Annotated in this window: 14 protein-coding genes; 5 read left to right on the forward strand and 9 right to left on the reverse strand. The window is 64.7% G+C overall.

Annotated elements, in window-relative coordinates:
- Window positions 1-104: 104 nt before the first annotated feature.
- Window positions 105-1,430, forward strand: coding sequence for a polyamine export protein PaeA (gene paeA, locus ACNA1V_RS08330; protein ID WP_415833133.1), 1,326 nt, complete (start codon window positions 105-107; stop codon window positions 1,428-1,430).
- Here paeA and ruvA read toward each other — a convergent pair.
- The 6 genes from ruvA to ACNA1V_RS08360 form a co-directional block, all read right to left on the reverse strand.
- The gene (ruvA, locus tag ACNA1V_RS08335) at window positions 1,427-2,002 is read right to left on the reverse strand and encodes a Holliday junction branch migration protein RuvA (RefSeq protein ID WP_415833134.1); all 576 of its coding nucleotides are present in this window, start codon (window positions 2,000-2,002) and stop codon (window positions 1,427-1,429) included. The genes paeA and ruvA overlap by 4 nt on opposite strands.
- Before the next feature lie 125 nt (window positions 2,003-2,127).
- Window positions 2,128-2,676, reverse strand: a complete 549-nt coding sequence (ruvC, locus tag ACNA1V_RS08340) for a crossover junction endodeoxyribonuclease RuvC (RefSeq protein ID WP_415833135.1) — start codon at window positions 2,674-2,676, stop codon at window positions 2,128-2,130.
- Window positions 2,677-2,682: 6 nt separating this feature from the next.
- Window positions 2,683-4,275, reverse strand: a complete 1,593-nt coding sequence (gene purH, locus ACNA1V_RS08345) for a bifunctional phosphoribosylaminoimidazolecarboxamide formyltransferase/IMP cyclohydrolase (RefSeq protein ID WP_415833136.1) — start codon at window positions 4,273-4,275, stop codon at window positions 2,683-2,685.
- Window positions 4,276-4,310: 35 nt separating this feature from the next.
- Window positions 4,311-4,553, reverse strand: a complete 243-nt coding sequence (locus tag ACNA1V_RS08350; protein WP_068374937.1) for a helix-turn-helix domain-containing protein — start codon at window positions 4,551-4,553, stop codon at window positions 4,311-4,313.
- 27 nt (window positions 4,554-4,580) lie between these two features.
- A complete protein-coding gene (dusB, locus tag ACNA1V_RS08355; RefSeq protein WP_415833137.1) occupies window positions 4,581-5,606 on the reverse strand; it encodes a tRNA dihydrouridine synthase DusB in 1,026 nt (341 codons plus the stop codon).
- Between the two features lie 93 nt (window positions 5,607-5,699).
- Window positions 5,700-6,848: an FAD-dependent monooxygenase gene (locus tag ACNA1V_RS08360; RefSeq protein WP_415833138.1), complete on the reverse strand. Its 1,149-nt coding sequence runs from the start codon at window positions 6,846-6,848 to the stop codon at window positions 5,700-5,702.
- A 625-nt stretch (window positions 6,849-7,473) separates the two neighbouring features.
- Between ACNA1V_RS08360 and ACNA1V_RS08365 the strand changes: the two genes are divergently transcribed.
- A complete protein-coding gene (locus ACNA1V_RS08365; protein ID WP_415833139.1) occupies window positions 7,474-7,803 on the forward strand; it encodes a hypothetical protein in 330 nt (109 codons plus the stop codon).
- A 228-nt stretch (window positions 7,804-8,031) separates the two neighbouring features.
- Window positions 8,032-9,504, forward strand: coding sequence for a M48 family metalloprotease (locus ACNA1V_RS08370; RefSeq protein WP_415833167.1), 1,473 nt, complete (start codon window positions 8,032-8,034; stop codon window positions 9,502-9,504).
- A 40-nt stretch (window positions 9,505-9,544) separates the two neighbouring features.
- Here the strand turns inward: ACNA1V_RS08370 and ACNA1V_RS08375 are convergent, their stop codons facing one another.
- The 3 genes from ACNA1V_RS08375 to ACNA1V_RS08385 all read right to left on the reverse strand — a co-directional run bounded on the left by ACNA1V_RS08375 (window position 9,545) and on the right by ACNA1V_RS08385 (window position 11,417).
- Complete coding sequence (locus ACNA1V_RS08375; protein ID WP_415833140.1) at window positions 9,545-10,636, reverse strand: YheT family hydrolase; 1,092 nt, start codon at window positions 10,634-10,636, stop codon at window positions 9,545-9,547.
- Between the two features lie 114 nt (window positions 10,637-10,750).
- Entirely contained in the window at window positions 10,751-11,173 is a 423-nt protein-coding gene (locus ACNA1V_RS08380) for a YybH family protein (RefSeq protein ID WP_415833141.1), read from the reverse strand.
- Window positions 11,174-11,198: 25 nt separating this feature from the next.
- Window positions 11,199-11,417 carry a zinc-finger domain-containing protein gene (locus ACNA1V_RS08385; RefSeq protein ID WP_415833142.1) on the reverse strand — a complete coding sequence of 73 codons (219 nt, stop codon included), beginning with the start codon at window positions 11,415-11,417 and terminating at the stop codon, window positions 11,199-11,201.
- A 314-nt stretch (window positions 11,418-11,731) separates the two neighbouring features.
- On the opposite strand from ACNA1V_RS08385, the gene ACNA1V_RS08390 reads away from it, so the two are divergent.
- A complete protein-coding gene (locus tag ACNA1V_RS08390) occupies window positions 11,732-12,427 on the forward strand; it encodes an AzlC family ABC transporter permease (RefSeq protein WP_415833168.1) in 696 nt (231 codons plus the stop codon).
- Window positions 12,424-12,759 carry an AzlD domain-containing protein gene (locus tag ACNA1V_RS08395; protein WP_415833143.1) on the forward strand — a complete coding sequence of 112 codons (336 nt, stop codon included), beginning with the start codon at window positions 12,424-12,426 and terminating at the stop codon, window positions 12,757-12,759. The genes ACNA1V_RS08390 and ACNA1V_RS08395 overlap by 4 nt, the downstream gene beginning before the upstream one ends.
- Window positions 12,760-12,840 lie beyond the last annotated feature (81 nt).

The following is a 12,840-nucleotide window of genomic DNA, read 5'->3' on the forward strand; positions in this document are numbered from 1 at the left end:
GGTAGCATGAAGCTGGTATCCTCCCCTGGGGCCCGGTGATGGGCCCTGGGGGAATTCCCCTTGATGCCTGAAGCCGCCCTGTCGGGCGGCGTGCCTGTGAGCCTATGAGTTTTACCCAGAATCTTTTCCTCCTTATCCTTTTGATTGTTGCCAGTGCTTTTTTCTCGCTGGCGGAAATTTCCATGGCGGCGTCGCGTCGCCTGCGCTTGCAGCGCCTGGAAGAAGCCGGTGACGCCCGTGCGACTGCCGTGCTGCGTACCCAAGAGCAGCCGGGCCACTATTTCACGGTGGTGCAGATCGGCACCAATACGCTGGCCATTCTCGGCGGTATTGTCGGCGAAGCCTTGTTCAGTCCTTACCTGACGGCTTTCTTCGGCTTCTGGATGACACCGGCATGGGCCGGTTCGCTGGGCTTTCTGTTGTCATTTGCTCTGGTGACATCCTTGTTCATTCTGCTGACGGATCTGGTGCCGCGTCAGCTGGGCATGATCCTGCCGGAGCAAGTGGCTGTCCGGGTCGTGCGGCCGATGGGGTGGCTGACCATCCTGTTTCGGCCCCTGGTGCGTTTCTATGCCTGGCTGACATACCGCACCCTGCGTTTTTTCCGGGTGCCGGATCGGCGTGAAGAAGGCGTGACGACTGACGATATCCTGGCGCTGGCCGAGGCAGGAACGCGTTCCGGCGTCCTGGCGGCGGGCGAGCAGCAGGTAATAGAAAATGTATTCGAGCTGGGCACGCGCCTGGTGCCAAGCGCCATGACGCAACGCGAACGCATTGCCTATTTCCTGATTGATGACCCGGATGAGGTGATCCGCATGCGGATTGCCGCCGAGCCTTATTCAACCTATCCGGTATGCCGCGGCGATATCGACCATGTGGTCGGCTATGTCGATGCCAAGGATTTGTTCCAGCGGGTCTTGAACAATCAGCCCTTGCGGCTCGATGATCCCAGCCTGCTGCGCAAGGTGCTGCTGGTGCCCGATCGCCTGACGCTGGCGGAAGTGCTGGAGCAATTCCGCCAGGTGGGAGAGGACTTCGCCATGATCGTCAATGAGTACAGCCTGGTGGTGGGGCTGGTGACGCTCAATGACGTCATGAGCACGGTGATGGGCGATCTGGTGTCACCCTGGGATGAGGAGCAGATCATTCGCCGGGATGACCAGTCCTGGCTGATCGACGGCGTGACGCCCATCCAGGATGTGCAGCGCGTGCTTGGCCTGGATGAGCTGCCCGAAGAAGGGGAGTATGAAACCCTGGCCGGTTTTCTGATGGTGATGCTGCGGCGCGTGCCGCGCCGCACCGATACGATCAGCTGGGGCGGCTACCGCTTCGAGGTTATGGACGTCGATAGCTTCCGGATTGATCAGGTGATGGTGACGCGGGTCGCCGCCGGCGCGGCTTCCTCCGGCAGTGCGGATCTGCCTGCTTAACGCACCAGACCTTGCAGCGCCAGTTTGATGCCGGCGGAGACATCGACGTCGGCAGGAAGCTTCTTGAGCGCAGCCAGGGACTCGCGCTCGGAGTAGCCCAGCGCCAGCAGGGCATTGAGAATGTCGGATTGGCTGCTGGGGGCAGCGCTGCCCTGCACATGGCCCAGGTCGGCGCCCAGCTTGCCTTTCAGTTCCAGCAGCAGGCGTTCGGCGGTTTTCTTGCCGATGCCGGGCACCCGCGTCAGGCGCGCGCTTTCCTGCAGCGTGACGGCTTGCGACAATTCTTCCACGCTCATGCCGGACAGTATCCCCAGGGCCGTGCGGGCCCCGATGCCGGTGACCTTGACGAGCTGCCGGAAGGTGGTGCGCTCGGCTGGCGTGCCGAAACCGAACAGGACATGCGCATCTTCGCGGATGCTCAGATGGGTGTAGAGCGTGACTTTGGCGCCTACGTCCGGCAGGTTGTAGAGCGTGCTCATGGGCACGTCGATGTCGTAGCCTACGCCGCCGGTATCGACGCAGATCGTGGGCGGGGATTTTTCCAGCAGGGTGCCGGTGATGCGGCCAATCATGGCAGGTCGTCCTCAGGTGAATGCGCGTATGCCGTCATGGGCTGCAAAACGCAGCAGCCAGGGACGGGAATGCGGGGATCATATACGAACGGGACGGCGACGGCACGGCCGTCGGCCTGCGTGATTCAGCGCAAGCGGCCGTTGCGGTAGGCCGGCCGGAACTGGCGTGCCGCCAGCGCATGGCCCTGGGCGTCCAGCTGATCCTGCATGGCGCCTATGTGCGCATGGCAGATGGCGCAGGCCAGCGCATCGGCAGAGTCGGGCGCCGGGTTGCCATCCAGGGCCAGCAGATGCCGCACCATGTGCTGCACCTGCTCCTTGGCGGCGCGGCCCGTGCCGACCACGGATTTCTTGATCTGCAGGGCCGTATATTCGTGCACGCTCAAGGCGCTGTCCGCCAGCGCGCACAAGGCGGCGCCGCGGGCCTGGCCCAGCAGCAGCGTAGATGACGGATTGGTATTGAGAAAAACGATTTCCAGCGCAGCGACATCCGGGCGGGTGTCGCGCGCCACCTCGCGCAGATTGTCGAGGATGACGCGCAGGCGTTCGGACAGCGGCAGCGTCGTGGGAACCACGATGGTGCCGCTGGCCACATAGGCCAGCCGCGGCCCGGCGACGTCGATGACGCCAAAGCCGGTACGCCGCAGGCCAGGGTCCACGCCCAGGATGCGCATGGCGTCTTAGTGGCGGAAGTGGCGGATGCCGGTGAACACCATGGCGATACCGCGTTCGTCGGCGGCGGCGATGACCTCATCGTCGCGCACGCTGCCGCCCGGCTGGATCACGCAGCTGGCGCCCGCGTCCACGACGACATCCAGGCCGTCACGGAACGGGAAGAACGCGTCGGAGGCCACGGCCGAACCTTGGATGCTCAGGCCGGCATTTTCCGCCTTGATGGAGGCGATGCGGGCCGAATCCACGCGGCTCATCTGGCCTGCGCCCACACCCACGGTGGCGCCATTGGCGACGAACACGATGGCGTTGGATTTCACGTACTTGGCCACGTTCCAGGCGAACATCAGGTCGCGCAGCTGTTCCTCGGTAGGGGCCAGCTTGGTGACGACCTTGAGATTGTCGCGCGTTAGCACGTGGTTGTCCGGGCTTTGCAGCAGCCAGCCGCCGCCCACGCGTTTGACGTCGAAATCGTTCTGGCCGGCGCCCAGCGGCACCTGCAGCACGCGCACATTCTTCTTGGCGGCGAAGATTGCCAGCGCGGCGCCGTCATATTCCGGTGCCAGCACGACTTCCACGAACTGTCCGCTGACGGCTTCTGCCGTCGCGGCATCTACCGGCCGGTTGAAGGCAATGATGCCGCCAAAGGCGGAGGTCGGGTCGGTGCGCAAGGCGCCCTGGTAGGCGGCCAAGGTGTTGGCGCCCAGCGCAACGCCGCAGGGGTTGGCGTGCTTGACGATGACGCAGGCCGTGCCGTCGAAGCTGCGGACGGCTTCCCAGGCGGCATCGGCGTCGGCGATGTTGTTGTAGGACAGTTCCTTGCCTTGCAGCTGGCGATAGTTGCCCAGCAGGCCGGCCGGGCGGACCGGATCGACGTAGAAGGCGGCATCCTGGTGGGGGTTCTCGCCATAGCGCAGGGTTTGCTCGCGGCGAACCTGCAGCGTCAGGGTACGGGGCCAGGCCTCGCGTGCCGGGGCAGCGTCCTGGGCCGGTGCGGCTTCTGCCAGGCTGCTCAGGTAGGCAGCGATGGCGCCGTCGTAGGCGGCGGTGTGGGCATAGACCTTGCCGGCCAGTTCCAGGCGCAGCGCGTAGGACGGGGTGCCTGCCGGGCTGTCGATGCCTTCCAGCACACGGCCGTAGTCGGCCGGGTCGATCACGACTGTCACGCCACCGGCTTCCGTGCCGTGGTTCTTGGCTGCTGCGCGCAGCATGGCCGGGCCGCCGATGTCGATGTTTTCGACGGCATCTGCGAAGGTGCAGCCAGGTTTGGCGACGGTCTCGCGGAAGGGGTAGAGGTTCACCACCAGCAGGTCGATGCGCTCGATGCCGTGTTCTTCAATGGTGCTCAGGTGTTCTGCGTTGTCGCGGCGTGCCAGCAGCCCGCCGTGGATTTTCGGGTGCAGCGTCTTGACGCGGCCATCCAGGATTTCCGGGCTGCCGGTATGCTGGGCCACTTCGGTCACGGCCAGGCCGGCTTCGGCCAGCAGCTTGGCGGTGCCGCCAGTGGAGAGCAGCTTGATGCCGCGCGCGGACAGGGCACGGGCGAAATCGACGATACCGGCTTTGTCGGAGACGGAGAGCAGGGCGGTTTGGATTTTCATGGTCGGAATGAAAAGTAGGGGAATTCGGGGCCCGTTCAGTTCGGGATCAGGCTGTGGGCCTGCAGCTTCTTGCGCAAGGTGTTGCGGGTGATGCCCAGCATTTCAGATGCCCGCGACTGATTGCCGCCGGCCTGCTTCATGACGACCTCGAGCACAGGCCGCTCGACGGCGGTCATCACCATGTTCCACATGTTCTGGGGGGCATCCCCCTCCAGGTCGGCGAAGTAGCGCTCCAGGCTGGTGCGCACACATTCTTCGAGGACATCTTGCTTGCTCATGTTCAGGATAAAAGAGTGATGGCCGCGTCAGGCGGCCAGGGGGCTAGTGGCGATAACGGGGGCGTGCGGATCGCAAGTGCGCATGTTCTGGTCGAACCAGTCGGCGACGGCGCGCCATTGTGCGCGGGTATCGTCGAGACGGTTCATCACGGCGCAGAATGCCTGCGCGCCGGGCAGGCCGGCCAGATACCAGCCGATGTGCTTGCGGGCGGTGCGCACGCCAGTGTGCTCGCCATAAAAACGGTAGTGGTCGTCCAGGTGTTCCAGCAGCAATTCGCGCATGGCCTGCCAACTCGGGGGCGGCAGTTGCTCGCCGGTGCGCAGGTAATGGTCGATGTTGCGGAACAGCCAGGGACGGCCCTGGGCCGCGCGGCCTATCATGACCGCGTCGGCGCCAGTGTAATCCAGGACATGCCTGGCTTTTTCCGGACTGTCGATGTCGCCGTTGGCGATAAGGGGAATGCGGATTTCCGCGCGGACGTCGCGGATCGTGTCGTACTCGGCCTCTCCGGTATAGAGATCGGCGCGGGTGCGGCCATGCAGGGTCAGTGCCGCAATGCCAGTGTCTTCGGCCAGGCGGGCGATGCGCAATGCATTGCGATTGTCGCGATCCCAGCCGGTGCGGGTCTTGAGCGTTACGGGCACGCCCAGCGGCTCACAGGCCTGCACCACGCTTTCCAGGATGCGCGCGACCAGCGCTTCGTCGCGCAGCAGGGCGGAGCCGGAGGCGGCATTGCAGACTTTCTTGACCGGGCAACCCATGTTGATGTCGATGATGCGGGCGCCTTTGCCCACATTGAATATGGCGGCCTCGGCCATCATGGCGGGATCGGCGCCGGCAATCTGTACGGCCACCGGCGCAATCTCGCCGTCGTGGTCCAGCCGGCGCGAGGTCTTGACGCTTTCCCACAGGCGCGGGTTGCTGGCGGCCATTTCCGACACGGCATAGCCTGCCCCCAGCTTTTTGCAAAGCTGGCGGAAGGGACGATCCGTTACGCCCGCCATCGGGGCGACGAAAACATTGTTGGGGAGGGACCAGGGGCCGATGCGCATAAGGAGGGATTTTAACCATGCCGGAGCGTGGTGGGGGGGGCGAGCCCGGATGTGTGCATCCGGCCCGGCTTTGTCGCGCCTGGAGAATACGTCTCAGGCGCGCAGACCTTGCAGCAAATGGCGTGCCAAAGGGGTGCGCAGTGCCGGCAGCAGATCCAGCGCCAGCAAGCCGGCGCCGCAGGCATGCTCCACGACGGCGGTCTGGGTGGAAAAGATGCGCGGCAGCAGGCCGGTCAGGCGAATCGTCAGATCCCGGTCATGCTCGCGTGCAGTTTCATATTCCTGCAGGACGCTATCCAGGCTAAGCGGGTGCGCCTGCAACCAGGGCGCCAGGCTGTGCGCTAGCCGCGCGGCATCTCTCAGGCCAAGGTTCAGGCCTTGTCCGGCCACCGGATGCAGCGTCTGGGCCGCGTTGCCGATGGCGATGGCACGGCCGTTGCGCAATTGGGGCGCGTGCGCCGGGGCCAGCGGGAAGCTGCGGCGGCTGCCCATGACTTCCAGGCGTCCCAGCCGGGTGCCGAAGTGGCGTGTCAGCTCGCCAGAAAAATGTTCATCGTCCAGATGGACGAGGCGTTGGGCTTCAGCGGCGGGCAGGCACCAGACGACGGCATGCACGGCCGGCCCTGCCGGATGCGGCAGCAAGGCCAGCGGGCCGGAGCGGGTGAAGCGCTCCCAGGCCCAGCCCAGGCGTGGCAGGGTTGCGCGCGCCAGGGTCAGGATGGCGTGCTGTTCGGCCGGGGCGGCTGCAGCATGTTCAGGCAAACCGTCGGCGCGCACCGCCAGCGCCGCCTGGTAGCGCTGGTCGCCCTGTTGAATGGTGATGCTGTCCTGGTCCTGGGGGCCCAGATGGGCGGACGGGCCATGGCGCACGGTGACGCGGCTGTGGTCGAGCGCCTGGGACAGGCTGGCATGCAGGTCGGTGTAGGTCAGGACGCTGCCCAGCCGCGGCACATGCAGCTCGCTGGCCTGGATCAGGGTGCGTCCCAGACGGCCTTTTTGCGAGACATGAACCGTATGAATGTCCGCGGCGTTGGCAGGCCAGGCGTTCAGTGGTTCGAGCAGTACGCGGCTGCCATGGTTGAGGGCCAGCGTGCGCGGGTCGGGCGTGTTGGGAGGAACGCCTGCGGCCGGGCGGTCATTGGCGAGCAACAGGATGCGCTCAGGCCGCGCGGTGTGCTGCGCCAGCAGCAGGGCCAGGGCAATACCGACCGGGCCGGCGCCCAGGATGGCGACGTCATACATAGGATTCTTCTCCTGCCTGGACCCGGAACACTGCCACGGCTCAGGCTGGACGCCGCTTGGCCCGGATTCTGATCATGCTCCCGCCAGCGCCTGCCACTAGGACGGGGGCGGGTCGGGCAGGCATGGCGCGCAGCGCGATACTGCACGATTTGCCTCGGATGCGCGCCTGATGATGGCAACACGCACCCACAATACAGGGAGTGTAGCCCGGCCAGCCCGGAAAGAACAGAAAATAGCCGGTTAAGACCTTGTTTTTAAATAACAAAAATGCTATGCTCTTATTCCTTTCCACAACGAGGGGCATTTGTGTCCACTGATCCAGGCGAAAGTAGCCGATCCGACACCTTGCTTCCGGCCTGAACAGCTCCAGGTTTTCGCCTGCCTGCTGGCCAGTCCGGCAGGTAGCGCGTCCAATGACGAATAGAGCGTTTTTTCACGAATAGAGCGTAGTTCCGCTCGTCTCGTCGATTTCCCCCCCATCCTTGGCGGGAATCCGATGGCCGTTCCGACGGTTGTCTCGCGCTTTCTGTGTGTCCGATCCCAGTACCGGCTGACGCTGCGGCGTCAGCCGGCTATCGAACCGCGCCGGCCGTTGACGCGTCCGGCACCCTAATGGGAGACTGCCATGCGAATTTTTGATCTCTACCTGCGTCGCGCCGGCCTGGCCGGAGCTGCCACCCGTACCCAACATCGTTCGGTCCAGCGCCTGATGCTCGATTGCGATGCCACGCGTCTGGGCGACCTGCGGCGCCAGATTTGTCTGGATCTGCGTGATGCCGGACTGGAAGTGTCTTCGTTGCGTGTCGGGCCGGGGATAGTGGATGGCAGCGTGCACGCCTACCTGGATGTCGATTGTCCGCCGGAGCGCCGTGCGGCGATGATGTGTCAGGTGCGTCGCTTGCGCGAGCATCCCGGCGTGCGCCGGTTGGATGTGGATGCGGGTGTGCCGGCCTGACGACCGGCCCAGGAAGTGGGCTGCCAGGCGCAGCCGGTGCATGAATGAGCCCGTGGCTTGCAAGCGCAGCCACGGGTTTTTTTGTTGTGTGCGGGGTGGTAGAGAGGGGCGAAGCCGAATGTTACGGAACCTGGGCGCTACGCCGTTATCATAATCAGCATGAAGATCAAGATTGCCCCGCGCCGGCAGGTACCGGCCTCTGCTTTCGCCTTGCGTCCCGCCCAGCGCATGCTGGCTGGCTTGATGGCTGTGTGCGCCTTGTGCGTGTCGCCTGCCGTGCCGGCGCAGCCTATCGGCCTGCCCTCGATGGGCGCGGCTTCGGCAACGGAGTTGTCGCCCTTGCAGGAACGGCGGCTGGGCGATGCCATCATGGTGCAGGGCCGGATGGATCCCTCCTATATCGGGGATGCGGATCTGATCCAGTATCTGACTGAGTTGGGGGAAAGCCTGGCGCGTTTTGCGCCCAATGGCCAGATTCCCGTGCAGATTTTCGGCCTGAAAGAGCCTTCCATCAATGCGTTTGCCATGCCGGGCGGCTACATCGGCGTCCATAGCGGCTTGATCGTATCGTCCGATTCGGAATCTGAACTGGCCGGCGTGGTGGCGCACGAAATCGGGCACGTCAGCCAGCGCCACATTGCTCGCGGGCTGACGCAGCAATCACAGAACAGCGGCGTCATGATGGCTGCCGTGGCAGCGGCGCTGCTGGCTGCGGTGGCGGGGGGCGGCGCGGATCTGGCGACCGGCCTGGCGGCGTTCGGGCAGGCGGCGGCGATAGACCGGCAATTGGGTTTTTCGCGGGATGCCGAACGCGAAGCCGACCGGGCCGGGGTGGAAATGCTGCGCAAGGCCGGCTATGACCCGAATGGCATGGTGCACATGTTTGCCCGCTTGATGAATGCTTCGCGCCTCAATGAAGGGACAGGGGGCGGCGCCTATGCCAGTACCCACCCCTTGTCGCTGGACCGGATGTCGGATATGCAGAACCGTGTGCGCATGCTGCCGCCGGTCAATCATGCCAGCAGTCCGGCCTTCTGGTTCCTGCGATCGCGTTTGCGTGTGCAGCAGGCCAGTGACCCGCAAGGGCGCCAGCGTGTCGAGGCTCAGTTGCGCGACGAGGCACGGGCGGATACCGGGGTGCGCCGCGCAGCAGCGCTTTATGGCCTGGCGCTGCTGGCCCTGCAGCGCAATGACCTGGATGGCGCGGCGCGGCAATTGGCCGCATCACGCGCGGATGGCATGGAAACGCCGCAGCAGGCAGCGCTGGAAATCGAGATTGCCTGGGCCGCCAAGCGAGATGCCCGCAAGCTCGCTGAAGCCGCCTGGAAACGCTGGCCGGAGCAGCAGTTGATGGTGCGCCTGTATGCGCAGGCGTTGCAGCGGGCGGAGGATCATGCTGCGGCCGTGGCGTTTCTGGATGAGCGCCTGAAAGATGAGCGCGCGACGCAGCGTGACTCCCTGCTGTACCAGCTGCGCGCCCAGAGCCGGGAAAAATTGGGACAACAGGCGCTGGCGCGGCGAGATATGGCGCGCTACTACCGCGACACCGGAGCCTTGGCTGCGGCCGTCGGGCAACTGCGCCAGGCGCGCGGCATGACCAGCGATTTCTATGAGCAGTCGCAGATTGATGCGGAAATCAACGATATTCAGCGCCAGCTGGAAGACGAGCGTATTTTGCTGGAGCGCTTCCGGACGTCCTGACGGGCCTGCCCGCTGACTGGCGGGCAAGGGGCGGCAGGGGTCAATCCTGGGTGTCGAAGAAGCGCGCCAGGCGTTGCGGCAGCCAGTTCAGGTGGCAGGGGAAATTGCCGCTGGGAAAGCCGCCATGGCCGCCATCTGCCGGCTGATGCAGCAGTACGGCTGAGGCAGCTTCGCTGGGCCCGGGCAAGTTGGCTTCCGGCAGGAAGGGGTCGTTGCGGGCATTGAGCACCAGGGTGGGAACGGTAATCTGCGGCAGGAATTGCTTGCTTGAGGAGCGCGCCCAGTAGTCGTGTGCGTTCTCGAAGCCGTGCATGGGGGCCGTATAGGCGTCGTCGAAATCGCGCAGGTGGCGCGCCTGGGTGACGCGCATGATGTCTATGACGCCGGGGAACCACTGCGCTTTCTGCATCACTTTGCGTTTGAGCGTGCGGATGAACAGGCCGCCGTACACGTAACGGTTGAAGCGATTGTCCGATAGGTGTTCGCCGGCGGCGACCAGATCCAGCGGCACGGAGATGCCGGCGCAGGCGTGCAGCCAGGAGGCCGCTGCGCCCTGTTCCCCGAGGTACTTCAGCAGCGCGTTGCCGCCCAGTGACATCCCGGCGGCATGCCAACGGGCATGCGGCAGGGCCGTGCGCAAGGTGTCCAGAATGAAACCGATTTCCTGGCTGTCGCCGGAATGGTAGGCGCGTGCCAGACGGTTGGGGGCACCCGAGCAGCCGCGGAAATGCGGGACGACGACGATCCAGCCGCGCGCGCGGAAATACTGGGCGATGGACTGGGCGTAGTGGCTATCGCTGCCGCCTTCCAGGCCATGGAAAAGAACCAGTGCTGGCGGATTGTCCAGGGTAGGGAGTTTTTCCCAATCGGAGGCCTGCATCCAGCGCAGCGCCGCGCCTTTGGGCAGCAGGCCATCGTGCGCAGGCGGTGCGCCGTCCGGATGGCGGCGCGGAAACAGGCCCGGGCCGCTCCAGTCGAAATCGAGGAAATCGCCGTCAGGCGTTTCGACGCGTTGCCGCAGAAATGCAATGCGATGATAGTGCGCCAGGGTTGCGCTGTAGATCGTCTGGCTATGCCCGTTGGGCAACCAGATCGGCGCATGGCTGGCGGTGAGGTCCAGGCGGGCAGTCATGGCTGGATCTCGTTCAGGGCAGGGCGGGCGGACAGGCGCGGCATGGGCAGTATCGTCGGTCGCGCCGCCGGGACGGGCGGCAGTAGGCGCCTGGAAACCGGGCGCCGGGAAAGGTCAATGCACGATGTCCGGAATTTCATGCAGGGGCAGCAGGCCACCGGTATCCGGTGCCGGGGAGGCATGGTGCAGAACCAGCCGCCAGCCTGTTGGTCCTTTGTGGAAAACGTGCGTGACATGGTGGGTAGCGATTTTCAGGCCGGCACTGCTGCGTTCGGTGGTCTGTTCCACCAGGACATGAACCGCGCTCATCATATTGAGGGTCGCGGCGCAGCGGACGGGACGTATGGAGACCGTGCCACGGCGGAAAAGTTCGCGCATTGCCTCAAGAACCGCGATCTGGCCGATGATGCGGGAGCCGGCGGAGGAAATGCAGATGATTTCCTCGTCGTCGGCCCAGACCTGCATCACACCTGAGAGGTCCTGGCGCGCCAGGGCTTCATAAAACGCTTGTTCTGCTTCGTCGGGCGTGGCGAACATGATGGCTGTGGTAACGGGCGGCGGGTCAGTGGTGATGTGGAACGGCAGCACCCGGCTTGAGCCGGTAGAGCGCGCCACAGTACGGACAGCTGGCCGAGCCGGTGCGGGTCACATCCAGGAACACGCGCGGATGCATGCTCCAGGCCGGCGCGTGCGGGCCGGGGCAGTAAACCGGCAGCGCTTCGGCGCCGACTTCGATGGCTTCGGGGGCGAGGGTATCGGGGGTAGTCTGGTTGGTGCTCATGCTGGTTCCTGCATAATGGAGGCCGCGGGCGGCATGCGCGGTCCGCATGCTACGCTGGCGCCTGAAATTCAGACAGTGAAAACTCGGGTGCCATTGTAGCAACGTGACTGGTGCAAAGCGCGTTCAGGTGCAAGGGTTTTCATGCCGACGCTGGTTTCGCGCCACGCTTGCGGCGGTATGGCTGGCGCAGGCTTGGGATGGACAGAAAAAAGAATGCCGGCGGGCCTGACCGCCAGGCAAGAAGGAGACAGGCAGTGGAAGTCAGGGATGAGGCTTTGGAGGCCAGGCGCAGGCATGTGCGGCGCGCGAGTTTCATGGAGGGCGCCAAGGCGATAATGCCCACGCTGGTGGCCAGCGGTACCTGGGGGCTGGTGACAGGCGTGGCGCTGGTCAAGTCGGGGCTGAGCGAGTGGGCCGCAACTTGGATGACGGTGCTGGTCTATGCGGGCTCGGCTCAATTGCTGGCCTTGCCGATGATTGCCGCGGGCGAGCCTCTGTTGCTGATCTTGGCCGCCGCGCTCATGGTGAATCTGCGGTTCGTGATTTTCGGCGCGGCGCTGCAACCCTATTTTCGCCATTTGCCGTGGCGTCAGCGTCTGGTGCTGGGATATTTCACCACGGACCTGACTTTTGTGGTGTTCATGTCGCGGTTTGGCAAGGAAGCGCCGACGCGTCAGCGTGAGCAGGTGTGGTTCTATATCGGCATGATCGTGCCCGCCTGGTTCAATTGGCAGGTTTTCTCTCTGATCGGGGTATTCCTGGGCGGCATGATTCCGTCGGACTGGTCGCTGGAATTCGCTGCCGTGCTGGCCTTGCTGGCCATTCTGGTGCCGCTGGTGCGGACGCGTCCGATGGCGGTGACGGTGGCCGTGGCAACGGCAGTGGCCTGGCTCGGGCAGAATTGGCCGCTGCGCCTGGGGCTGGCAGCTGCAGTGGTGGCCGGCATTGTTGCCGGCATCCTGGCGGAGAATCGCTTGAACCGTGGCGCAGGTCGCGTCGGAGGGCAATGATGGAGAACGTTCCGGCTTCCTATGCCTACGGCGTGATTGCCATGCTGGTGCTGTGCAGCTTCATCAGCCGTAGTGGCTATATGTTATTTGGCGATCGCCTGCCTTTGCCGGATACGGTACGCCAGGCGTTGCGCTACGCGCCGGCAGCGGCATTGACGGCCATTATCGTGCCGGAATTGCTGCCTTGGGCGCAGGGGGAAGGCCCGGTGCTGGACCTGCGCCTGTTTGCCGGCCTGGTGGGTATCGCCATCTTCCTGCGCACGCGCAATACGGTGTTCATGATCCTGGGCGGGATGGTGGCGCTGTGGGGCTTGCGGGCGCTGTTTCTGTGAGGTTCGGGCGGGTTCGGGATACCGGAATTCATGTTTTCTGTGCTGCGCTTGCAACAGCAGGCGGGCATATGTTGAACACTG

The sequence above is a fragment of the Kerstersia similis genome, from assembly GCF_965139615.1.
GTDB lineage: Bacteria > Pseudomonadota > Gammaproteobacteria > Burkholderiales > Burkholderiaceae_B > Kerstersia > Kerstersia similis.